This is a genomic window from Sphingomonas jinjuensis, assembly GCF_014197105.1.
Lineage (GTDB): Bacteria > Pseudomonadota > Alphaproteobacteria > Sphingomonadales > Sphingomonadaceae > Sphingomonas > Sphingomonas jinjuensis.
The window spans coordinates 263,137-285,311 of the sequence record NZ_JACIEV010000002.1 but is presented as its reverse complement, the minus strand read 5'-3'; the positions used below and the strand labels follow the sequence as shown (position 1 = coordinate 285,311).

The window sequence follows — 22,175 nt, the reverse complement described above, 5'->3', positions numbered from 1 at the left end:
TGGGGGTAGGCCTGCTTCAAGAGATGCTGAAACGAGTTCAGCATGACGGATGGGGGGGCTTACCCCGCCGCCTTGGCCAACCCCTTCGACAATTGCAGCGCGCCGTGCAGGCGTGATTTCGCGTCGGGCCAAGCGCGCTGGAGCACCAGCTTCGAATCCGGGCGCAGCTTCGCCACGCCGTTGAGGCGGTCGACATAGGCCAGCAGGCCCGCGACGTTGGGCGGCTTGTCGTCGTGGAAGGACACCAGCACACCCTTCACACCGACGTCCATCTTGGCGATGCAGGCCTTCTTGGCGTTGTTCTTGATCTCGATGACGCGGATCAGGTTTTCCGTCTCGGGCGGCAGCGGGCCGAAGCGGTCGATCATCTCGGCGGCGAAGGCCTCGATCTCCTGACCCTGCTCCAGCTCGTTTAGGCGACGGTACAGGCCCATGCGCAGGTCGAGGTCGGGGACGTAATCGTCGGGGATCAGGATCGGCGCGTCGACGGTGATCTGGGGGCTGAAATCGCGCGGTCGCTGGGCGAGGCCGCCGGCCTTGGCGTCCATGATCGCCTCTTCCAGCATCGACTGGTAGAGTTCGTAGCCGACCTCCTTGATATGCCCCGATTGTTCGTCGCCAAGCAGGTTGCCGGCGCCGCGGATGTCGAGATCGTGGCTCGCCAGCTGGAAGCCCGCCCCCAATGAGTCGAGGTCGGACAGGACCTTCAGCCGCTTCTCGGCCGTGTCGGTCATCTGCCGCTCGGGCGGGGTGACGAGATAGGCGTAGGCGCGCGTCTTCGACCGGCCGACTCGCCCGCGCAGCTGATAGAGCTGGGCCAGACCGAAGCGGTCTGCGCGGTTGACGATCATAGTGTTGGCCGACGCGATGTCGATGCCGCTTTCGATGATCGTGGTCGAAATCAGCACCTCGAACTTCTTGTCGTAGAAGGCGCTCATCCGCTCCTCGACCTCGGTCGCGCTCATCTGGCCATGGGCGACGACGTAGCGCACCTCGGGCACCTGCTCGCGCAGATAGTCCTCGATGTCGGGCAGGTCGGCAACGCGCGGGGTGACGATGAAGCTCTGCCCGCCGCGATAATGCTCGCGCAGCAGCGCTTCGCGCAGGACGACGGGGTCCCACGGCATGACGTAGGTGCGCACCGCCAGGCGATCGACCGGCGGGGTCTGGATCACCGACAGCTCGCGCAGCCCGCTCATTGCCATCTGCAGCGTGCGCGGAATCGGCGTTGCGGTCAGCGTCAGCATGTGGACGTCGGCGCGCAGCGCCTTGAGCCGCTCCTTGTGGGTGACGCCGAAGCGTTGCTCCTCGTCGACGATGACGAGGCCCAGGCGCTTGAAGTCGATCGTCTTAGCGAGCAGCGCATGAGTGCCGATGACGATGTCGATGCTGCCGTCGGTCAGGCCGTCCTTGACCCGCTTCGCCTCCGCGGCGGGGACAAGGCGCGACAGGCGGCCGATCTCGATCGGGAAGCCGTCGAACCGCGCCGAGAAATTGTTGTAATGCTGGCGCGCGAGCAGTGTCGTCGGGCAGACCACCGCGACCTGCATCCCCGCCATCGCCGCGACGAACGCGGCACGCAGCGCGACTTCGGTCTTGCCGAAGCCGACGTCGCCGACGATCAGCCGGTCCATCGGCTTGCCGGCGCCCAGATCGCCCAAGACATCGTCGATCGCGCGATCCTGGTCGTCGGTTTCCTCATAGGGGAAGCGGTCGACGAAGCTGGGATAGCCGGCCTCGTCGGGCTCGGCGATTTCGCCGGGGCGAAGCGCGCGTTCGGCGGCGGTCTTGATGAGCTCGCCCGCGATCTCGCGGATGCGCTCCTTCATCTTCGACTTGCGCCGCTGCCACGCCTCGCCACCCAGGCGATCGAGACTCGCGCCCTCCTCGCTACTGCCGTAGCGCGACAGCACTTCGAGATTCTCGACCGGCACGAACAGCTTGTCGCCGCCGGCATATTCCACCGCGACGCAATCGTGCGGGCTCTTGCCGACGGGGATCGAGGTGAGGCCAAGATATTTGCCGATGCCGTGGTCGACGTGGACGACGAGGTCCCCCGGCGTCAGCGAGGCGATCTCGGCGAGGAAGGCGTCGGCGGACTTCTTGCGCTTGGTGCGGCGGATCAGCCGGTCGCCGAGCATGTCCTGCTCGGTCAGGACGGCGACGCCGGGCGCGGTGAAGCCATGATCGAGCGGCAGCACGACGAGCGCGACGCCGAAGCTCTTCGACGTGTCGGCGACGCCGAGCGCTTCCTGCCAGCTGTCGGCGATCTTGCCGCCCTTGAGCCCGTGATCCTTCAGCAGGTTGCCGAGCCGCTCGCGCGCGCCGATCGAATAGCTGGCGAGGATCGGCTTCCTGCCGTCCTTGCGCAGCTTCTCGAGGTGCTGGGCCACCGCCTCGTAGACGTTGGTGCCCGCCGCCCGCTCGGGGCCGAAATCGCGGGGACCATCGACGTTGAAATCGAGGACGGTCTTCGACTCGGGCTCGTGGAACGGCGTCGTCAGATGCGCGACGGCATGGTCGAGCGCCTTCGTCCACTCGTCGTCGCCAAGATACAGCGAGCCGGTGGCGAGCGGGCGATAGCTGCCGGGCTGTGCGCCTTCGGCACGCTGACGATTCTCGTAATAGTCGGCGATCGATTCGAGCCGGCTCTCAACCGCGGCGGGGGTGCCGAAGTCGCGCACGACGACGTCGTCGTCGGCGAGATGATCGAAGAAGGTCGCCAGCTTCTCCTCGAACAGCGGCAGCCAATGCTCCATGCCGGCGAGACGGCGGCCTTCGCTGATCGCCTGGTAGAGCGGGTCGCCGGTCGCGGTGGCGCCAAACTTTTCGCGATAGCGGCTGCGGAAGCGCTTGATCGATTCCTCGTCGAGCAAGGCTTCGGATGCGGGGAGCAGCGTGAAGCTGTCGACCCGGCCGGTGGTGCGTTGGTCGTCGGGGGAGAAGGTGCGGACGGTCTCGATCTCGTCGCCGAAAAAGTCGAGGCGAAGCGCCTGTTCCTCGCCGCTGGGAAACAGGTCGACGATGCCGCCGCGCACGGCGTATTCGCCCTGGTCGTGGACGGTGTCGGTACGGACATAGCCGTTCGCCTGGAGCAGGCCGGCGAGGCGGTCCCGATCGATCCGCTCGCCGGGCTTTAGGCTGGCGACGAGCTGGCGGATACGGAACGGCGTCAGCACGCGCTGGGTGGCGGCGTTGACGGTCGTCAGGATCAGCTGCGGCCCTTTCGCCTTCTGCTGCAGGCGATGCAGCGCCGAAATGCGCTCAGCCATAATCCGCAGCGTCGGCGAGGCGCGGTCGTAGGGCAGGCAGTCCCAGGCGGGGAACTGGATCACCTCGAGGTCGGGCGCGAAGAAGGGCGCGGTCGAGGCGATGGCGCGCATCGCCGAATCGTCGGGCGCGATGAAGACGGCGCGGCCCGATGTGGCGCGGGCGAGGTCGGCGAGCAGCACGGGGAGGAAGCCGGCGGGGACGCCCGATAGGGTCAGCGGCTTCGTCGCGGTGAGGATGGATTTGAGGTCGGGCATCGGGGCCTTGAGCTCTCCCCTCCCTGCAAGGGAGGGGCTGGGGGTGGGTGGCGGTGCGCCAGCACCGCATTCGGGCCTTGGGGGAAGCGCGGGCGCTCGCGATGCTCGCTACCCACCCCCGGACCCCTCCCTTGCAGGGAGGGGTGAAGACTATCGTGGCAGCGGCACGTAGCTCAGCGAGCGCATCGCCTGCATCATCGGGCCGTCCCATTCGCGCGGGCAGGGCATCGAACCGATCGCCCAGGCCATGATGTCGACGTCCTGCTCCTCGAGCAGCGCCTCGAACCAGTCGAGCTCGTCATCGGTCCAGCCGGCGCCATGGGCGTCGAAAAAGCCGCCGATCATAAGGTCGGCTTCCTTGGTACCGCGATGCCACGCGCGGAACTTCAGGCGTTTAAGGCGGATGTCGCGTTCCATGAATTCCCAACGGCGATAAGCCGGCGAGTGCTGGAAGCGCTCGTCGGCGGGGCTATAGCGGTCATGTAGTCATGCGCCCCGACATCCTCAATCCGCTGTTCGCCGAAGTCACCGCGCTCAAGGGCGTCGGGCCGGCACTCGCCAAGCCGCTCGAGCGGCTGAAGATCGCGCGCGTCGTCGACGTCGCCTTTCACCTGCCCACCGGCTGGATCGATCGCTTCGTTCGCGACGAGCTGATGCAGGCCGACGTCGGCCGCACGATCGCGATACCCCTAACCCCGCGCGAGCATCGCGTCAGCCGCGGGCGCGGGCCGACGCGGGTGCAGGCGACCGACGCGCATGGCAATTACGTCAGCCTCGTCTATTTCGGCGGCAGCTCGGGCTATGTGAAGAAGCTGCTGCCGATCGGCGAGGCGCGGCTGGTTTCGGGGAGGCTCGAACAATATGGCCAGGAATTGCAGATCATTCACCCCGATCTGGGTGAACCGGGCGAGAGCTTTCGCGAGCGCGAGGCGATCTATCCGCTGTCCGAAGGGCTGACCTCGCGGCGACTCGGAGCGCTCGCCACTCAGGCGGTCGAGCGCGCGCCCGAGCTGCCCGAATGGATCGAGCCTGGGTTGAAATCGACGCGCGAGTGGCCCGCCTGGCGCGAAGCGCTGGCTCGGGTCCATACCGATCCCGCCGACGCCAAGGCGCGCGAGCGGCTCGCCTATGACGAGGTGTTCGCCAACCAGCTGGCGATGGCGCTGGTCCGGCAGGACACGCGCCGGCGTAAGGGGCGGGCGCTGGTCGGCGACGGACGGCTGCGCGACCTGCTGAAGCTGCCCTACAGCCTGACCGGCGCACAGGCGCGGACGGTGGCGGAGATCGAGGGCGACATGGCGCAGGCGTCGCCGATGCTGCGGTTGCTGCAGGGCGATGTCGGCTCGGGCAAGACGCTGGTCGCGACGCTGGCGCTGCTGATCGCGGTCGAGGCGGGGGCGCAGGGGGCGATGCTGGCGCCGACCGAGATCCTGGCGCGGCAGCATTACGAGACGCTGAGGAAGACGCTCACCGGGCTGCTGGTCAACGTCGCGGTGCTGACGGGCCGCGACAAGGGGCGCGTGCGCGAGGCGACGCTGATGGGGTTGGCCGACGGGTCGATCGATATCCTGGTAGGCACGCACGCGATCTTTCAGGAGGCGGTGCGCTATCGCGACCTGGGCCTGGTGGTGGTCGACGAGCAGCATCGGTTCGGCGTCGCGCAGCGCATGCTGCTTCAGGAAAAGGGGCGAAGCCCGCACCTGCTGGCGATGACGGCGACACCGATCCCGCGCACGCTAACGCTGGCGCAATATGGCGAGATGGACGTCAGTCGGCTCGACGAGATGCCGCCGGGACGCGAGCCGATCGAGACGCGGGTCATCAGCGAGGACCGGCTCGACGAGGTCGTCAATGCGCTCGGCCGGCATCTGGCCGATGGCGGCCAGGCCTATTGGGTCTGCCCACTGGTCGAGGAGAGCGAGAAGAGCGACCTTGCCGCCGCCGAGATGCGGGCGGAAGCGCTGCGGCAGCGGTTTGGCGATCGCGTCGGCTTGGTCCACGGCCGGATGAAACCGATCGAGAAGGATGCGGTGATGGCGGAGTTTTCCGCCGGACGGCTCGGGGTGCTGGTGGCGACGACGGTGATCGAGGTCGGCGTCGACGTGCCCAACGCACGGCTGATCGTGATCGAGCATGCCGACCGCTTCGGCCTTGCCCAGCTGCACCAGCTACGTGGCCGGGTGGGACGGGGTGGTGGCAAGTCGGTGTGCCTGCTGATCCGCGGCAATGCGATGAGCGAGACGACGCGCGCGCGCCTGGCGCTGATGCGCGAGAGCAACGACGGCTTCCGCATCGCCGAAGAGGACCTGCGGCTGCGCGGGGCCGGCGATATGCTGGGTACGCGCCAGTCGGGCGAGGCGGCGTTCCGGCTGGCGACGCCGGAGATGATCCACGACCTGATGCAATGCGCGCAGGACGACGCCCGGCTGCTGATCGATCGCGACGGCGGGCTGGAGGGACCGCGGGGACAGGCGGCGCGGATCGCGCTGTACCTGTTCGATCGCGATTCGGGGGTGGCGCTGCTCCGCTCGGGATAGGCCCCTAGCGCTGCAACGCGGTCAGCATGGCGCGATAGACCAGCGGCTCGATCGCCCGATCGAACTGGCACCCGATCCGGCCGCCGAGCGCCCAGCGGATCGTCGCATCGACCTCGCCCACCACGGGGAGGATCAGCGACACGCGTTCACCTTGCGCATGCTCTGCCTCGGTCCGCGCCATGAAGCCGCCGACCGAGGTATTCACGACGTGCAGAGGCAGTCGCTCCCGGGCGGCCGTGAAGCCCCGCGCCCGGTAGCAAACTTCGTCGCGCGGTTGCTGCCGCGCTTCGATCGTCTTCAATGCAGGCTGCGACGCCATCGAGCAATTTTTCCTTTACCTAGGATAAGGAAAATACCGGAAGACCCATGAAGCCTTCGACAAGCGGCCTGGTTATCGGGAGATTAATCGCACCCAAAACGCCTCGATATTCTAAGGCGTTATCAGTCCAATCTTCTTCTTGCCGAGCGACAGGCGCAGGGATTGGGTGACGTGAAAAACGTGGGCGGGGTCGCGCACGGCCTCGCCGTCGACCTTGACCGCACCCTCGGCGATCTTGCGCCGCGCCTCGCCCTTCGACGCCGCGAAGCCGAGCGCGATCAGCGCATCGACCACGCCGATCGTGTCGGCGCCGGCGGCGACGCTGGGCAGCGACGCGCCGCTCGCGCCCTCCTCAAAGGTCTGCCGTGCGGTGTCCGCCGCCGCCTCCGCCGCCGCCCGGCCGCGGCACATCGCGGTCGCTTCGGTCGCCAGCACCTTCTTCGCCTCGTTGATCTCGGCGCTCTCGAGCGCTTCGAGCCGGGCGATCTCATCGAGCGGCAGGTCGGTGAACAGGCGCAGGAACTTGCCGACGTCACGGTCGTCGGTGTTGCGCCAGAACTGCCAGTAATCGAACGTCGGCAGCGACTCTTCGTTGAGCCAGATCGCACCCGCCATCGTCTTGCCCATCTTGCCGCCGTCGGCGGTCGTGATCAGCGGCGTGGTGACGCCATAGACCTCGGTCCCGTCCATCCGGCGAGCGAGCTCGATGCCGTTGACGATGTTACCCCATTGGTCGCTGCCGCCCATCTGCAGCCGGCAACCGGTGCGGCGCGACAGTTCCATGAAGTCGTACGCCTGCAGGATCATGTAGTTGAATTCGAGGAAGCTGAGCGACTGCTCGCGGTCCAGCCGCAACTTCACCGAATCGAAGCTGAGCATCCGATTGACGCTGAAGTGCTGACCAACCTCGCGCAGGAAGGGGATGTATTCGAGCGCATCGAGCCATTCGGCGTTGTCGAGCATCACCGCGTCGGCAGGGCCATCGCCGAACGTCAGGAACTGCGCGAAGATCGCCTTGATCGACGCGATATTGGCCGCGATCGTGTCGGTCGTGGCGAGCTTGCGCGCCTCGTCCTTGAAGCTGGGATCGCCGATCTTGCCGGTGCCGCCGCCCATCAGGACGATCGGCTTGTGCCCCGTCTGCTGGAGCCGGCGGAGCAGCATGATCTGCACCAGGCTGCCGACGTGGAGCGACGGCGCGGTCGGATCGAAGCCGATGTAGCCGGGGACGACCTGCGTCGCGGCGAGCTTGTCCAGCCCGTCCGCATCGGTGAGCTGGTGGATGTAGCCGCGCTCGGAGAGCAGGCGCAGGAGATCGGACTGGTACTGCATGCGCGGGCGCATAGGACGAATCTTGGGGTTCGTCATCCCGGTCGCGCAGGGCAGGAGATGCTGAAACACGTTCAGCATGACGGCTCCTCCTTATCCTCCCCCGCCAGGGGGAGGTGTCGCGCCGAAGGCGTGACGGAGGGGGAGGTAAGCGACCCGCTCTCGCTGAGCTTACCGCCCCCTCCGTCAGGCTACGCCTGCCACCTCCCCCTGGCGGGGGAGGATCATGGGGCGGACAATTCCCGCTGCGGGTCGACCGCGGTTCGGCCGCGGCGCAGTTCGAAATGGACCTCGGGACGGTCGGCGAGGCCGGTGTCGCCCGACAGCGCGATCACCTGGCCGCGCTTGACCGACTGGCCGCGCTGCACGGTCAGCTTCGACGCGTGGCCGTACACGCTGGCCCAGCCGCCGCCATGCTTGATGATGACGAGCCCGCCGAGCGCGGCGATGCCGGTGCCGACATAGGCGACGATGCCGTCGCCGGTCGCGCGGATGGGGGTGCCGATCGGCACGGCGATCTTGATGCCGTTCGACCGTTCGCCACTGGCCCCCGGGCCGAAGCGCTTCACGACGCGCCCGTCGACGGGCCAGACGAAGCCGCCGCTTGCCAGCCGCGGCGGCGGTGCGACGGGGACGGTCGGCGACAGCACGCGGCTGGCGTTGGGCGTCGGCCTGGCGGGCGCACGATTGGCGGCCACCGCGGGTTCGCCGCCGGTCAGGATGTCGTCGATGTCGAGCGTGAAGGCGGCGGCGCGCTCGGCGACGCTGGGTGGGCGGTCGGTGCTGCCGGGGATCGCGATGCGCTGCCCGGAGCGCAGGATATAGGGCTCGGTCAGGTCGTTGGCGGCGACGATCCGCGACCACTCGACGCCATAGGCGCGGGCGATGGCGATGCCGCTCTGGCCGGGGCGGACGAGGTGATAGCGGCCCGCGGGGATCTGTAGCCGCTGGCCGGCGCGGATGACGAAGGGCGGGTCGATGCCGTTGGCGCGCGCGATCGCCTCCGATCCGGCGCCGGTCCGCTCGGCGATGCTGCGGAGCGTATCGCCGGGGCGCACGGTATAGCTCTGTGCGGCGACCTCGCGCGCATCGGCAGAGACCGGCGCCGCCTCCCAGGCGGGACGCGGGGCAGGGAGGCTGGTCACCGCATCGTCATTCACCGAGCGGCGGACCGGCTCGTCGTCCTGCTGCTGCGGTGGCAGCGGCTGGACGGTCTGCATCGGCGGTGGCGCGACGGCGGGCTGGTCGTAGCCGCGCTCGACGCTGGGAATGCAGCCGGCGAGCAATGCCGACGCGAGCCCCAGCGCTGGCGCGGCGCGCTTCACCGAAGCGGCTCGAGGCGCTCGATGCCGCCCATCCACGGGCGAAGCACGTCGGGCACGACGACCGAGCCGTCCTCCTGCTGGTAATTCTCGATCACCGCGACCAGCGTCCGACCGACCGCCAGGCCAGAGCCGTTGAGCGTGTGGACGAAGCGCGTCGCCTTCTCACCCTCCGGCCGGTAGCGCGTATTCATCCGCCGCGCCTGGAAGTCGCCGCAGGTCGAACAGGACGAAATCTCGCGATAGGCCGCCTGGCCGGGCAACCACACCTCGAGGTCATAGGTGCGACGCGCGGTGAAGCCCATGTCGCCGGCGCACAGCAGCATCCGGCGATAGGGCAGGTCGAGCGCATCGAGCACGCCCTCGGCAAGGGCCGTCATCCGCTCGTGTTCGGCGTCCGACTGGTCGGGGGTGGTGATCGACACCATCTCGACCTTGTCGAACTGGTGCTGGCGGATGAAGCCACGCGTGTCGCGCCCCGCCGCGCCCGCTTCGGAGCGGAAGCAGGGGGTGAGCGCGGCGAAGCGCAGCGGCAGTTCGCCTTCCTTCAGGATTTGCTCGCGGACGATGTTGGTCAGGCTGACCTCGGCGGTGGGGATCAGCCAGCGGCCGTCGGTCGTCCTGAACAGATCCTCGGCGAACTTGGGCAGCTGGCCGGTGCCGTAGACCGCCTCGTCACGGACGAGGAGCGGCGGCGCTACTTCCTGATAGCCGTGTTCGTCGACCAGTCGGCCGAGCATATATTGCCCCAGCGCGCGCGACAGCCGGGCGATGCCGCCGCGCAGCAGCGTGAAGCGCGCACCGGCGATGGCGACGCCGGTGTCGAAGTCCATGCCCAGCGCGGGGCCGATCGCATCGTGGTCCTTGGCGGTGAAAGCGAAGTCGCGACGGCTGCCATGCTCGGCGACCAGCGCGTTGCCGCTCTCGTCGGCGCCCTCAGGCACGTCGGTGGCCGGAATGTTGGGCAGGGCGGCAAGGAGCGTGTCGAGCTCGCCCGACAGCGCCGCCTCTTCCGCCTCGATCGCGGGCAGCGCGTCCTTCAGCGCCGCGACCTCGGCCATCAGCGCTTGCGCGCGCGGCTCGTCCTTCTGCGCCTTGGCCTGGCCGATCGCCTTCGACAGCTCGTTGCGCTTGGCCTGCGCCTCCTGCGCCGCGGTGATCGCGACGCGGCGCCGCTCGTCGAGCGCGAGCAGCGCCTCTGCCTGGGGGGCGGCGCCGCGGCGGGCGAGCCCTGCGTCGAAGGCGGCCGGATCGTCTCGGATCGCGCGGATGTCGTGCATCGCCGCGCTATGGCGGCGCGGCCCGCGGCGCGCAACCCGGCGGCTGGCGGGGCGTTGGTCGGACAGGACGAGAACAACAGCAGGAGACAGAGACGTGCATGTTCCCAACAACGCGATGGTGCTGGTGGCCGATGGCCGCAAGATGCTGTTCCTGCGCAACGAAGGCGACGACCAGTATCTCAACCTCGTCGTCGAGCACGCCCAGGAGCAGGTGAACCCTGCCGACCGCGACCAGAAGACCGATGCCGCCGGCGGCGCCTCGGGATCGCAGATGGGGGCGGGCGCTCCCGGCGTGGCGCAGGGCGGCGGCACCGGCGGCTCGCGTGGCCAGGGTGCCGGCTTCGCGCCGTCGCGCGGCACGATGGCCGAAACCGACTTCCACCAGCTCGAGGAAGACCGCTTCGCCGCGGAGGCGGCCGAGCTGCTGAAGAAGCGCGCGCTGAACAACCAGTTCGAATCGCTCATCATCGTCGCGCCGCCCAAGACGTTGGGCGAGATGCGCAAGCATTATCACGTCGAGGTCGAGAAGCGGCTGAAGGGTGAGTTAGACAAGGATTTGACCGGCCATCCGATCCCCGAGATCGAGGCCGCGCTGCAAAAGGCCTGAGGTCCAACCGATGTCGTCGGCGCCAGGACCGTGACGCCGACGACACGTTCAACGATAAACGCAAGATTCCATCAATTTCCGCCTCAATTCCGTAAGGTCGCTCGCTTGTGGCCGCAGCCGCGCACGATTATAGGCCCCTGACCATTTGGGGGCGGTCCCGCGACACAGTGGGGTCGAAGGGAGAGTGGCAATGGCAACGGTGATCGATCGCGTAACGGAATCTAGAATGACACCACCGCCGGCGAACGACGCCGACGATGGCTATCGGCCCAGTGCCGACGAACCCTTCATGAGCCTTCGGCAGCAGGATTATTTTCGCCGGAAGCTGAGCGCATGGCGCGACGCCATCCTGCTCGAATCGGCAGGAACGCTGTCACAATTGCAGATCGACTCGCTGCGCGAGGCGGACATCACCGACCGTGCATCGAGCGAGACCGACTGGTCGATCGAGCTGCGCACCCGCGACCGACAGCGCAAGCTGATCGCAAAGATCGACGCGGCGCTGCGCCGCCTCGACGAGGGTGAATACGGCTACTGCGAGGTCACCGGCGAGCCGATCAGCCTGGGCCGACTCGAGGCGCGGCCGATCGCGACGATGACGGTCGAGGCGCAAGAGCGTCACGAGCGACATGAAAAGGTCAGCCGCGAGGATTGATTCGCCGACGCGGCGAACTGTTCCTGGTTGGGACGATCGCCTGACGGAAATCGTTCGATTTTAAGGTCTCGGCAACCATTGCCGTCTTAGGTCGGGCATCTAGTTTTCGGGTAGAGACGACCGCATCAGCCATGGACCGCATCGACCGCGATTTTCCCGTCGACGATGATACGACGAGCGACGCCGGCAAGCGTGCCGGCCAGCGCGACAGCCTGTTCCTCGTCGCGCCGATCCGGTTCGAGGGCGATACGGACGTCACCGAAGTGCGGGTGCGCAATCTGTCGCCGGGTGGGTTGATGGCCGAGATCGGCCGCGTCGTGCCGATCGGCACGCCGGTGGTCGTCGGACTGCGCGGGATCGGCGTGGTCGAGGGCAAGATCGCCTGGTGTGCCGAAGGGCGTGTCGGCGTGGCGCTCGACGATCCGATCGATCCGAAGCTTGCGCGCAAGCCGGTCGGCGGGGGCGATTCGACGCCGATCTATGCCAAGTCGATGGTGTTTCGCTCCCGGCGACCGTGACCACGGACGCCGGGAGTCGATTGGTCAGAGGCTGGTCAACTCTTCCTTTAGTTTCAGCTTCTGCTTCTTGAGATTGGCCAACGCCACCGCATCGGGAAGCGGCCGGTGACTCTCTTCGGCGATGCGGCGGTCGAGCGCGGCATGCTTGGTCTCCAGGGCCGTCTGATGCGTCGTCTGCATGGCAATTCCTCCTATGCATTCGGTTTGGGGACACGCAGTAAACACCCGTCGGGTTAAAATGTCTTGTCCCGATCACCCCCGAATCGACGTGTCGATGGGATGTCTGCGACGATTGGTGTCTCGGCCGCGCTTTGCTATCGGCCGCTCCGGTTGAGTGAAGGGTCGACGGGACGATGGACGAAACGCAGATCATCGCGCGGATCACGGCACTGCGTAGCGAGCACCGCGATCTCGACAATGCGATCGATGCGCTGGCGTGGGCGGCGATGCCCGATGCGCTGCAGCTGGCGCGTCTGAAGAAGCGCAAGCTGCGTCTGAAGGACGAGATCGCTCAGCTCGAGGACGAACTGATCCCCGACATCATCGCCTGAACCTGCCCCGATGCGGTACAACGACCTCGAATCGCGTCGTTGTATCCGCATGCGCGCCTCTGGCATGATCGACAGACCATGACCGTCCGCCTGCCAGACTCCCGGATCCAGCGCCGGCTTATCGACTCGCTGTATACCGAGGCGATGGTGCTGGCCGACGAGGCGCGTCACTATTTCGACGAGGAGGGCCGGCGCGAACGCGAATCGCTCGATCCGCTCGTGCGGGTGGGGTTCAGTTGCGAGTCGCTGAAGGTCACGACGCGGCTGATGCACGTCATCGCCTGGCTGTTGACGCAGCGCGCGGTTGAGGCGGGCGAACTTGGCCCGCGTGATGCCCAGGACGGCGCGCGGCGGCTGGGGCAGGGGCCGATGCTGGACGCCAATCTGGTCGGCGCGCTGCCCTCGCGCGCGCAGGCACTGGTGGCGGCAAGCGCCGACCTGCACCGCCGGGTGGCGATGCTCGACGAGGCGCAGTTGACGGGCGGCGCGGTCAGCCCGGTGCATCAGTTGCAGGATCGGCTGACGCTGGCGTTCTGAGGGGGCAGGTGCTCCCCGTCATTACCGCATCCCCCGTCATTCCCGCGAAGGCGCGAATCCCTATTCCTCGGAGAGTGGTGAGGCTCACGACGGGTAGCCAGTATGGATCCCCGCCTTCGCGGGGATGACGGGAGCGGGCACATCAAGGAGGTTTGCGGGAATAACGAGCGAGTAAAATGGGACGGAGTCAGGCAATTAAATCCTCAGTCGCTCCTTCGCGGCGAGATACTCCCGCTCCAGCCGGTCGACGCGATCGGCGACGCTTTCGACCCGGTCGACCACGCCGATGCCCTGGCCCGATCCCCAGATGTCGCGCCATGCCTTGGCCTTGCTGCCGTTGCCGCCGCCGAAGTTCATCGTCGACAGGTCGCCCTCGGGCAAATTGTCGGGGTCGAGGCCCGCCGCCTCGATCGAGGCGCGCAGATAGTTGCCGTGGACGCCGGTGAAGAGGTTAGAATAGACGATGTCGCCCGCGCGCCCCTCGACGATACCCTGCTTGTAGCCGTCGACCGCGTTCGCCTCTTCGGTGGCGATGAAGGGCGAGCCGATATAGGCGAAGTCCGCGCCCATCGCCTCCGCCGCGAGGATCGCGCCGCCGGTCGCGATCGAGCCCGATAGCGCCAACGGTCCGTCGAACCATTGGCGGATCTCCTGGATGATCGCGAACGGCGACAGCTTGCCGGCATGGCCGCCGGCCCCGGTCGCGACCGCGATCAGGCCGTCGGCGCCCTTTTCGATCGCCTTGTGCGCGAAGCGATCGTCGATGACGTCGTGCAGCGTGATCCCGCCCCAGCCATGGACGGCGGTGTTAAGATCCTCGCGTGCGCCGAGCGAGGTGATGACGATCGGCACCTGCCATTTGGCGCAGGTTTCCAGGTCTGCCTCCAGCCGGTCGTTCGACTTGTGGACGATCTGGTTGACCGCGAACGGGGCGGCGGGGCGATTGGGATGATCGCGATTATGCGCGGCCAGTTCCTCGGTAATCCGATGGAGCCATTCGTCGAGCAGCGACTGCGGACGGGCATTCAGCGCCGGGAAGGAGCCGACCATCCCTGCCTTGCACTGCGCGATCACCAATTCGGGACCGGAGATGATGAACATCGGCGATCCGATGACGGGCAGCCGCAGGCGTGACAAAATGGCAGGAACGGTCATGACGCTTACGGTAACGTCAATAGCGGCGCTGTCCAGCACCAGCGATCGACCGAGGCAACTGTCACGCAACCGTCATGGCTCTGTCGCGGAACCGTCGTCGTTTCGGCATCGAACCGTCATTCGCATCGCCTAACGCCCCGGCGGGGGTCGACGGGGGGAACCTGTTTCCAGGTCGACCGCCGGGCCGCCGCTGCGCGGCCCGTCACGAGATTCGAGACCGGGAGCATTTCGACATGGCGAGCATCAAGCGCGTTGCGCTCATCCTTATGACGGGCGCGTCGTGCGCCACGCTGGCGGCCTGTGGCGGCGCCGACAACGTGGCATCGCCGGGTGCGGGCAGCATCAGCATCGTGACGCCGGCCCCGTCGCCGTCGCCGACCCCCGCGCCGACCCCGGCGCCGAGCGCGATCACCGCAGCGCAGTTCGCCTCGACCAGCGGAGCGGGCGGCAGCGCCGGCATCACGATCACCGCCGATGAGCAGCTGGCGATCGTCAACACCGGCACCAACAACAACGTCAGCGGCGTCGGTTCGACGATCAACGGCGTCTATCCGGTCGCGGCTACCTCGCTGACGACCGCGGCCGATCCGTCGGCGATCAATTCGTTCTTCCAGAGCACCAACTATGTCGGCGCGCTCAACGGGCCGAGCGACACCAGCTTCCAGGGTTGGACCTGCAACTCGTCGTCGGCGCAATTCGGCGGATCGGGCGCAGCCTGCACCGCGGTGCCGGCGGTCGGTTCGGGCGGGTCGAGCGCGTCATGCCCGACCGGCACGATCGACGACGGCCTGGTCCAGGGCTTCAAGGCGTGCCGCCTGCCGCAGAATATCACGTCGAGCCTGCGCCTGCCCAAGATCGCCGGCGTCTTCTATCGCCTGCGCGGCCAGACTGAGGTCGGCAACGACGTCGGCACCACCGGCGCCGACACCGGCATCACGCTGACGATCGAGGCGGGGGTGACCATCGCCGCCGATTCGTCGGAATCGACCAACGACCTGCTGCTCATCAACCGCGGTTCGAAGATCAGCGCCGTCGGCACTCGCGACAATCCGATCATCTTCACCTCGCAGCAGAATCTGGCGAACAACGGCGTGTCCGACGCGACCCAGGGCCAGTGGGGCGGCATCATCATGCTCGGCCGCGCACCGACCGGCGTCTGCGCCGCGGGCACCGGCCCGAACAATGCGAACGGCAGCTCGACGACCTGTCAGCAGGCGATCGAGGGCGTCACCGGTCGCTTCTACGGCGGGCCGACCGCGGCCGACTCGTCGGGCCAGCTGTCCTACGTCCAGATCCGCTATTCGGGCATCGCCATCTCCGACGGTAACGAGCTGCAGGGCCTGACGCTGGGCGGCACCGGGTCGGGCACGGTCATCGATCACGTCCAGAGCCACAATTCGGCCGACGACGGCGTCGAGATCTTCGGCGGCAACACCAACGTCCGCTATTTCGTCGTGACCGGTGCCGACGACGACGGCTTCGACATCGACAACGGCTATCGCGGCTTCATGCAGTTCATCATCGCCGCCCAGCGGACGATCGGTGCGACCGCTGACAGCTTCTCGACCGAGATCGACTCGAACGGCGCCGAAGACCTGCTGCCGCGCACCTTCTCGACCTTCGCCAACTTCACCTTCATCCAGACCGCGAACGCACCCGCCGCGATCCGCCAGCGCGGCGGTTCGGACATGCGCTTCGTCAACGGCGTGGTGAAGACCCCGGCGAACGTCGCCTGCGTCAACTTCATCGCGCAGGAAGTCAGCCAGTCGGATCGCTCGACGATCCGCGCCGCCGACTCGACCAAGCAGGACTTCGGCCCGCCATCGTTCAACTCGGTCTACTTCGCCTGCCAGGGCCGCTGAGGCCGACCGCCTCGGACCTTGAGTGCCGGGGCGGTCGCACGCGATCGCCCCGGCATTTTCCTATTGCCCTTATCTGGATGATCCGGACATGCAGCGCCGCTCCCCCTATGCCGCCCTCCTCCTGCTGACGACGACCTTTGTCGCGCCGGCTGCGCTCGCGCAGACCGCGCCGCCGGCGCCGCCGCCGATCAGCACGACCGCGACCTCGCCCGACGGCCAGGCGAATCCGCAGTCGCAGACGCCGACGACGCAGAGCGGCACGCCGCAGTCGCAGGACGCGGCCAACCAGGCTGCCGACGAAGAGGCGGTGGAGATTTCGGCGCCCGGCGCGGGCGGCACCGATGCCGAGGACATCGTCGTCGTCGGCCGCAACATCCCCAACACGATCCGCGCGACGCCGCAGGTCATCAGCGTCCTGTCGGCGGCCGACATCGCGCGGACGGGCGAAGGCGACATCGCCGGGGCGCTGACCCGCGTTACCGGCCTGTCGGTGGTCGGCAACGGCTTCGTCTTCGTTCGCGGCCTCGGCGATCGCTATTCCTCGTCGCTGCTCAACGGCTCGCCGCTGCCGAGCCCCGAGCCGCTGCGCCGTTCGGTGCCGCTCGACATCTTCCCGACGACGATCGTCGGGTCGGCGCTGGTGCAGAAGACCTATTCGGTGAACTATCCCGGCGAGTTCGGCGGCGGCGTCATCAACCTGACGACCAAGGCGATTCCCGACAAGAACTTCATCTCCGCGGGCGCGACGATCGGCGCCGACGATTATACGACCAGCGAGCTCGGCTACACCTATTACGGCGGCGATTTCGACTGGATCGGCTTCGACGACGGCACGCGCAAGACGCCCGCCTTCATCAAGAACGCGCCGAACGGCACCGGGCTGATCCCGGCGAACCAGGTTGCGTTGCTCAACAACGCCTCGACCACGCTGCTTCAGCGCAACAACCAGCTGCCGGCGAACTGGTCGGGCGAGCTTTCGGGCGGATCGGTCTACGACATCGGTTCGACCCGCCTCGGCGTCATCGCCTCGGTATCCGCCAGCAATACCTGGCGCAGCCGCCTGACGACGCAGCAGGATTCGGTCACCGAGAACGGCACGCTGCGCAACGACTATCGCACGCTGCTGACCGACAACCGCGTCGTCGCCAACGCGCTGATCGGACTGGGGCTGGAGTTCGGCGAGAACACCGTCCGCTGGACCAACGTCTACATCCACGACACGCTGAAGCAGGCGCGCGGGAGCGCGGCCACGCTCTACAACAACCCATCGGGGCTGCGTTTCCAGCAGAACACCAATTGGTTCGAGCGGCAGCTGATCGAGTCGCAGCTGGTCGGCGAATTCCGCCTGACCGACCAGCTTCGCGTCGACGCCCGTGGCGCCTATGCCAATTCGAAGCGCAAGGCGCCTTACGAGCGGCAGTTCGACTATCTGTGCGCCAATCGCACCACCAACGGCCTGCCGATCGTGAACGACGGCGGCAACCAGGCGACCGGCCTGCAGTGCGACGGCGCCTTCCAGGTGACGCAGCGCTTCACGCCCTTCGCCTCGATCGTGTTCAGCGACCTCAACGAGGATCTGTGGACCGGCCAGGCCGACGCCGCCTACAAGCTGAATACCGAGCGGCCCTTCACCGTCTCGGCGGGCTATTTCTATTCGGACACGAAGCGCAGCTCGAGCCGCCTTCAGTTCAACTACCAGACCAGCCTGGGCGGCGGCACTGCGCCGCAATATCCGGTCAACCTGCTGCGGCCTGACTATCTGCTCGGCCCCGACGCGCTCAACAACGCCTGCCCGCTGATCGGCCAGAACGCCTGCTCGATCCAGCTGCAGTTCAACACGCCGCTCGGCGCCTATGCCTATGACGCCGGGCTCACCGTCCACGCCGGCTATATCCAGGCGGAAGCGGAGGCGACCGACGGGCTGCGCTCGGTGATCGGCGTGCGCTATGAAAAGGGTAACGAGACGGTCACCCCGATCGGCGTCGCAACCACGCGGCTCAACAACGGCTATTTCCTGCCGTCGGCGACGCTGACGTGGAATTTCGCGGCCGACCAGCAGCTTCGTGCTTCGGCGTCGAAGACGATCTCGCGCCCGCAATTCCGCGAGCTGGCGCCGCAACAGTTCCGCGACCCCGATTCGGATCGCCTGTTCTTCGGCAACCCGCTGCTCCGCGACTCCGAGCTGTGGAACCTGGAGGCGCGCTACGAATGGTTCTTCGCGCGTGACCAGCGCATTACCGCGGCGGGCTTCTACAAGCGGATCGACAATCCGATCGAGCAGGTCGGCTTCTACACCGGTGCCGACGACCGCCTCCAGACCGGCTTCACCAACCTGCCGCGCGCGACGCTGTACGGCGGTGAAGTCGAGGTGCAGAAATATCTGCCGCTGCACACGCTGGGTGAGTTCTTCGCGACCCGCCGGGCGCTGATCGTCGCCAACTATACCTATACCAAGTCGGCGATCGACGCTGACGCGACCTGCGTGCCCAACGTGCTCAACCAGACGCTGGGCGGCTGCGCCCGCGGCTTCGGGCCGGCGGCGCTCCAGTTCCGCGACGGTGCGCCGCTGACGGGGCAGTCGGATCATCTCGTCAACGTCCAACTGGGTATCGAGGACACGACGCGGCTTTCGCAGGTCACGCTGCTGTTCAACTACGCCAGCGACCGCGTCACCAACCGCGGCCCGGCGAACCTATCGGGTGTCGGCTTCCAGCCCGACGTCATCGAACGGCCGGGCATCCGCCTCGACCTCGTCGCGCGTCAGGGCGTCGAGGCGTTCGGCGGCAAATTCGAGATCAAGGCGGAAGCGCGCAACCTGACCCGCACCCGCTATCAGGAGCGCCAGACCTTCGCGAACGGCAACCAGGTGTTCGCGAACCGGTATATTCAGGGCCGGCTGTTCACGCTGGGGGTGAGCACGACGTTCTGACCGTCGCTCGTCCTCCCCAGCTCGGCTGGGGAGGGGGGCCGCCGACGAAGGCGGTGGTGGAAGGGCATGCCGCCGGGCAATGCGCCCTCAGGGAATGCCCTCCACCGCCGCGCACCTCGCCGGTCACCGGAGGCCTAAGCCGCGAGATCCGCCACCGGTGCAACGGCGACGAAGCTCGCCGCCGTCAGCGCCGTCCCCGCCGTCAGCTGGGCCAGCAGCACCGCCGCGCCCGCGCCATTGCCGTCGGCGTCGTAGAACAGCCGGCCGGTGGTCTGGTCATAGACCAGCCGGTCGTCGCCATCCTGCGCCGCGGTGCCAGCTACGAACTCACCCGCCTGAATGCCGCCATCGGTCACCGCCGCAAAGACGTCGGTCGCGAGGCCGATGCGGTCGATTCCTGCCTGGAAGTCGAAGATCGTATCGGCATTGCCACTCGCCGCCGCGGTGGTGAAGGCGAACACGTCCGCCCCGCCGCCGCCGATCAGCGTGTCCGCCCCGCCGCGGCCATCAAGCGTGTCGGCGCCGTCGTTGCCGACGACGAATTGCGCCACCTCATTGCCGGTCAGCACCAGCGCCTCGGTGCCGTCGCGGTTCTGCGCGGCGAGCGTCTCGACGCTGACGCCGGTGCGCAGCTGGTAGCTGACCGAGGCGACGACGGCGTCGGTGCCCTGGCCGGCATTTTCGACGATCGTCACCCGCGCATCGCCCACAGCATAGGTGTCGTCGCCGAACAGCCCGATGAGGGTGTCGACCCCGCCCGATCCGCCGTTCAGGATGTTATTGCCGTCATTGCCGATGACGAGCTGGGTCGCATAATTGCCGATCAGGTCGATCCGATCGGTCGCCGCGTTCACCACGGTCGACAACACCTCAATCTCGTTGGCGCCGAGCGAATAGCTGACCGTCGCGAACACCGTATCGACGCCGCCGCCATTCGCCTCGACCACCTGGTCGCCCATCGAGCGCACCTGATAGGTGTCGTTGCCGCCGAGCCCGATCAGCGTATCGCCGCCGCCCGCGCCCGACAGGATATTGGCGCCTTCGTTGCCGATGATGACCTGCGCATCGGGATTGCCGGTGATGTTGATCGCGTCGGTGCCGCTTGCGGCCTGGAGCGTCTCGACCGAGGTCTTCTCGTTGAGCACGAAGTTGGACGCCGCCGCGGTGACGATGGCGACGTCGTTGCCCTCGTCGGCGTTCTCGATGATGAACAGCTTGGTGGCATCGACGATGTAGGTGTCATTGCCGCGCAGCCCGATCAGCACGTCACCGCCGCCCGAGGTGACACCGCCGCCCGCTAGGCGGTTGTTGCCATAGTCACCGACGATGACCTGGCTGTACGCGTTGCCGGTGAGGCCCGTGGTGCTCGATGCGGAATTCGTCGCTGTCGATAGCAACTCGATCTCGACGCCCGACGGAAGAGTATAGTCAAAACTGGTATAGTTAGTGGATACTAGAAAGGTGTCGGTGCCTTCACCGGGGTTTTCGACGATCGAAGCCGTGGTTTGATAAACGATATATGTATCGTTCCCTCTGCCGCCCTGAAGGGTGATGTAATCATTGAACGCATAAGTGCTAAGTCTGTTATCACCATCGTTTCCAACCGCCAGTTGGTTGGCTATCGCTTGAATGTTAATTGGCGCGGTTCCGCTTGCTGCCCGAATCGCCTCAACATTCGCATCACCAACTGTAATGTCGACATACGAGATGACCGTGTCGTAACCGTCGCCGCCGTCAACCTGATCGCCTGTCCGGCGCCCGTTTTGAACGCCTGATTCTTCGTTTACATAGAAAACGTCATTGCCGGGGCCGCCTAGCATTGTGTCGGCGCCGGTGCCGCCATCGATGGTGTCGTCTCCGCTACCACCGTCAATCGTGTCGTTGCCGGCCAAGCCGTTGATAATGTCGGGATCGGCTGTCCCGGTAAGACGATCCGCACCCGAGGTTCCGGTGATGGTGTTGATTCCCGCCGACAGGAACTTGCCCTGGATCTGTCCCAGTGAGGTCTCCGTCAGCTCAAACCGACCATCGGCGATGGTCAGCAATTGATCCGCAATCCCGTCGCCATTGCTGTCGGCCTCGATGATGGTCGTCGAATCACGGAACTGGTAGCGGACTTGGCCGGCTGCGCCGCTGAAGCGATTGGTCCCTATAAACGTCGGCGAGACAGCGCCGGCGCCCGGCGAGCCCAACGCGATCGTGTCGACGTTCTCGAAGTCGGTGATCTTCCCGTTCAACCCGATCTTCGACACGTCCCGAATCGCGAATGTGTCCGCGCCAAGGCCGCCGCGATAGAGGTCCGAATCGCTCGCCGATCCACGAATCCAGATGGTCGTGCGCTCGGACCCGCCAGTGATGAGGTCGGTGTAGTCGGAGGCGAAGATGGTGAGCGACGTGGCCGTGTCGTTCGCAATGAGAGAGTCAAAGACCAACCCCCGGGCCGTATCGAGCGATTGGACGACGATCGATTCCACTGCCTTGGTAGCAACGGACGGGCTGGGAAGTTGAGACGTCCCGAACTGAAAGACGTCGATGTTACCACGGTCCCTGGCACTGACAGACCCGCTGTCGAATGTCGCGAAAATGCGATCGGTCGTGTTGGTGAAGTATATGGTGACGGTTTCGTTGGCCGCGTCGGTCTGGCCGACAACCTGATGGGTGCCGTTTCCCAACTCGATATTAAAATTGTAGCGGGAATTGCCGGTATCGATATCGATGCGATTGCCGCTTCGCTCGATCACGTTGATCGTCTCGATCCCGCTCAATCGTGTGCTGAAACCGTTGAGCCCGTCCCGCACGCTGTCGCTCGTGAAAATGAGATCTCGACCAAAGAAGCTGTCGCCGATCGGCAGTGACAAAATGAACGCCTGCGACAGGTCGAGCGTGTCGACGCCATCCCCGCCATCGACGCTGTCCACACCGAGGCTCGCCCGAATCAGATCATTGCCGGCCAATCCAAAGATGGTGTCGTTTCCCGATGTCCCCTCCAGGATATCGGCGCCATTAGTCCCGGTTACCAATGCCATAATCACGCTCCCGTCGTGAGA

At 66.6% G+C, this 22,175-nt stretch carries 17 protein-coding genes; 8 read left to right on the top strand and 9 right to left on the bottom strand.

Going from position 1 to position 22,175, the window contains the following annotated elements; all coding sequences use genetic code 11:
- Positions 1-59: 59 nt before the first annotated feature.
- A complete protein-coding gene (mfd, locus tag GGQ80_RS04745; protein WP_183982737.1) occupies positions 60-3,527 on the bottom strand; it encodes a transcription-repair coupling factor in 3,468 nt (1,155 codons plus the stop codon).
- Between the two features lie 150 nt (positions 3,528-3,677).
- Positions 3,678-3,944, bottom strand: coding sequence for an FAD assembly factor SdhE (locus GGQ80_RS04740; RefSeq protein ID WP_183982736.1), 267 nt, complete (start codon positions 3,942-3,944; stop codon positions 3,678-3,680).
- Positions 3,945-4,015: 71 nt separating this feature from the next.
- Between GGQ80_RS04740 and recG the strand changes: the two genes are divergently transcribed.
- Positions 4,016-6,064, top strand: coding sequence for an ATP-dependent DNA helicase RecG (gene recG, locus GGQ80_RS04735; RefSeq protein WP_183982735.1), 2,049 nt, complete (start codon positions 4,016-4,018; stop codon positions 6,062-6,064).
- Between the two features lie 4 nt (positions 6,065-6,068).
- Here the strand turns inward: recG and GGQ80_RS18725 are convergent, their stop codons facing one another.
- From GGQ80_RS18725 to serS, 4 genes are all read right to left on the bottom strand, one after another.
- Entirely contained in the window at positions 6,069-6,269 is a 201-nt protein-coding gene (locus GGQ80_RS18725; protein WP_343050846.1) for a PilZ domain-containing protein, read from the bottom strand.
- A 225-nt stretch (positions 6,270-6,494) separates the two neighbouring features.
- Positions 6,495-7,715, bottom strand: coding sequence for a tyrosine--tRNA ligase (tyrS, locus tag GGQ80_RS04725; RefSeq protein WP_183982953.1), 1,221 nt, complete (start codon positions 7,713-7,715; stop codon positions 6,495-6,497).
- 221 nt (positions 7,716-7,936) lie between these two features.
- Entirely contained in the window at positions 7,937-9,037 is a 1,101-nt protein-coding gene (locus tag GGQ80_RS04720; protein ID WP_343050845.1) for a peptidoglycan DD-metalloendopeptidase family protein, read from the bottom strand.
- Positions 9,034-10,314 (bottom strand): serine--tRNA ligase, encoded by a 1,281-nt coding sequence (serS, locus tag GGQ80_RS04715; protein ID WP_183982733.1) that lies wholly within the window; start codon positions 10,312-10,314, stop codon positions 9,034-9,036. Before serS ends, GGQ80_RS04720 begins: the two co-directional genes overlap by 4 nt.
- Positions 10,315-10,408: 94 nt before the next feature.
- On the opposite strand from serS, the gene GGQ80_RS04710 reads away from it, so the two are divergent.
- The 3 genes from GGQ80_RS04710 (at position 10,409) to GGQ80_RS04700 (ending at position 12,094) form a co-directional block, all read left to right on the top strand.
- Positions 10,409-10,921, top strand: coding sequence for a baeRF12 domain-containing protein (locus tag GGQ80_RS04710; protein ID WP_183982732.1), 513 nt, complete (start codon positions 10,409-10,411; stop codon positions 10,919-10,921).
- A gap of 190 nt (positions 10,922-11,111) precedes the next feature.
- The gene (gene dksA, locus GGQ80_RS04705; protein WP_183982731.1) at positions 11,112-11,576 is read left to right on the top strand and encodes an RNA polymerase-binding protein DksA; all 465 of its coding nucleotides are present in this window, start codon (positions 11,112-11,114) and stop codon (positions 11,574-11,576) included.
- A gap of 131 nt (positions 11,577-11,707) precedes the next feature.
- Positions 11,708-12,094, top strand: coding sequence for a PilZ domain-containing protein (locus GGQ80_RS04700; protein ID WP_183982730.1), 387 nt, complete (start codon positions 11,708-11,710; stop codon positions 12,092-12,094).
- A 24-nt stretch (positions 12,095-12,118) separates the two neighbouring features.
- On the opposite strand, the gene GGQ80_RS04695 is transcribed toward GGQ80_RS04700, so the two are convergent.
- Complete coding sequence (locus tag GGQ80_RS04695) at positions 12,119-12,274, bottom strand: DUF465 domain-containing protein (protein ID WP_183982729.1); 156 nt, start codon at positions 12,272-12,274, stop codon at positions 12,119-12,121.
- Between the two features lie 173 nt (positions 12,275-12,447).
- On the opposite strand from GGQ80_RS04695, the gene GGQ80_RS04690 reads away from it, so the two are divergent.
- Positions 12,448-12,645 (top strand): YdcH family protein, encoded by a 198-nt coding sequence (locus GGQ80_RS04690; protein WP_183982728.1) that lies wholly within the window; start codon positions 12,448-12,450, stop codon positions 12,643-12,645.
- A gap of 78 nt (positions 12,646-12,723) precedes the next feature.
- Complete coding sequence (locus GGQ80_RS04685) at positions 12,724-13,182, top strand: DUF1465 family protein (protein WP_183982727.1); 459 nt, start codon at positions 12,724-12,726, stop codon at positions 13,180-13,182.
- Positions 13,183-13,377: 195 nt separating this feature from the next.
- Here the strand turns inward: GGQ80_RS04685 and GGQ80_RS04680 are convergent, their stop codons facing one another.
- Complete coding sequence (locus GGQ80_RS04680) at positions 13,378-14,337, bottom strand: NAD(P)H-dependent flavin oxidoreductase (RefSeq protein WP_183982726.1); 960 nt, start codon at positions 14,335-14,337, stop codon at positions 13,378-13,380.
- A gap of 233 nt (positions 14,338-14,570) precedes the next feature.
- On the opposite strand from GGQ80_RS04680, the gene GGQ80_RS04675 reads away from it, so the two are divergent.
- Both GGQ80_RS04675 and GGQ80_RS04670 read left to right on the top strand, forming a co-directional pair.
- Positions 14,571-16,199 (top strand): hypothetical protein, encoded by a 1,629-nt coding sequence (locus GGQ80_RS04675; RefSeq protein ID WP_183982725.1) that lies wholly within the window; start codon positions 14,571-14,573, stop codon positions 16,197-16,199.
- 88 nt (positions 16,200-16,287) lie between these two features.
- Positions 16,288-19,128, top strand: coding sequence for a TonB-dependent receptor domain-containing protein (locus tag GGQ80_RS04670; RefSeq protein ID WP_183982724.1), 2,841 nt, complete (start codon positions 16,288-16,290; stop codon positions 19,126-19,128).
- Between the two features lie 134 nt (positions 19,129-19,262).
- On the opposite strand, the gene GGQ80_RS04665 is transcribed toward GGQ80_RS04670, so the two are convergent.
- Complete coding sequence (locus GGQ80_RS04665) at positions 19,263-22,154, bottom strand: beta strand repeat-containing protein (protein WP_183982723.1); 2,892 nt, start codon at positions 22,152-22,154, stop codon at positions 19,263-19,265.
- Between the last annotated feature and the right edge of the window lie 21 nt (positions 22,155-22,175).

Excerpts from the sequence above, each read along its gene's own strand:
- GGQ80_RS04690 (WP_183982728.1), top strand. The coding sequence starts at position 12,448 with ATGGACGAAACGCAGATCATCGCGCGGATCACGGCACTGCGTAGCGAG.
- GGQ80_RS04675 (WP_183982725.1), top strand. The coding sequence starts at position 14,571 with ATGGCGAGCATCAAGCGCGTTGCGCTCATCCTTATGACGGGCGCGTCG.
- GGQ80_RS04685 (WP_183982727.1), top strand. The coding sequence starts at position 12,724 with ATGACCGTCCGCCTGCCAGACTCCCGGATCCAGCGCCGGCTTATCGAC.
- GGQ80_RS04695 (WP_183982729.1), bottom strand. The coding sequence starts at position 12,274 with ATGCAGACGACGCATCAGACGGCCCTGGAGACCAAGCATGCCGCGCTC.
- mfd (WP_183982737.1), bottom strand. The coding sequence starts at position 3,527 with ATGCCCGACCTCAAATCCATCCTCACCGCGACGAAGCCGCTGACCCTA.
- GGQ80_RS04665 (WP_183982723.1), bottom strand. The coding sequence starts at position 22,154 with ATGGCATTGGTAACCGGGACTAATGGCGCCGATATCCTGGAGGGGACA.
- GGQ80_RS04680 (WP_183982726.1), bottom strand. The coding sequence starts at position 14,337 with ATGACCGTTCCTGCCATTTTGTCACGCCTGCGGCTGCCCGTCATCGGA.
- recG (WP_183982735.1), top strand. The coding sequence starts at position 4,016 with ATGCGCCCCGACATCCTCAATCCGCTGTTCGCCGAAGTCACCGCGCTC.
- dksA (WP_183982731.1), top strand. The coding sequence starts at position 11,112 with ATGGCAACGGTGATCGATCGCGTAACGGAATCTAGAATGACACCACCG.
- GGQ80_RS04740 (WP_183982736.1), bottom strand. The coding sequence starts at position 3,944 with ATGGAACGCGACATCCGCCTTAAACGCCTGAAGTTCCGCGCGTGGCAT.
- tyrS (WP_183982953.1), bottom strand. The coding sequence starts at position 7,715 with ATGCAGTACCAGTCCGATCTCCTGCGCCTGCTCTCCGAGCGCGGCTAC.
- GGQ80_RS04700 (WP_183982730.1), top strand. The coding sequence starts at position 11,708 with ATGGACCGCATCGACCGCGATTTTCCCGTCGACGATGATACGACGAGC.
- serS (WP_183982733.1), bottom strand. The coding sequence starts at position 10,314 with ATGCACGACATCCGCGCGATCCGAGACGATCCGGCCGCCTTCGACGCA.
- GGQ80_RS04670 (WP_183982724.1), top strand. The coding sequence starts at position 16,288 with ATGCAGCGCCGCTCCCCCTATGCCGCCCTCCTCCTGCTGACGACGACC.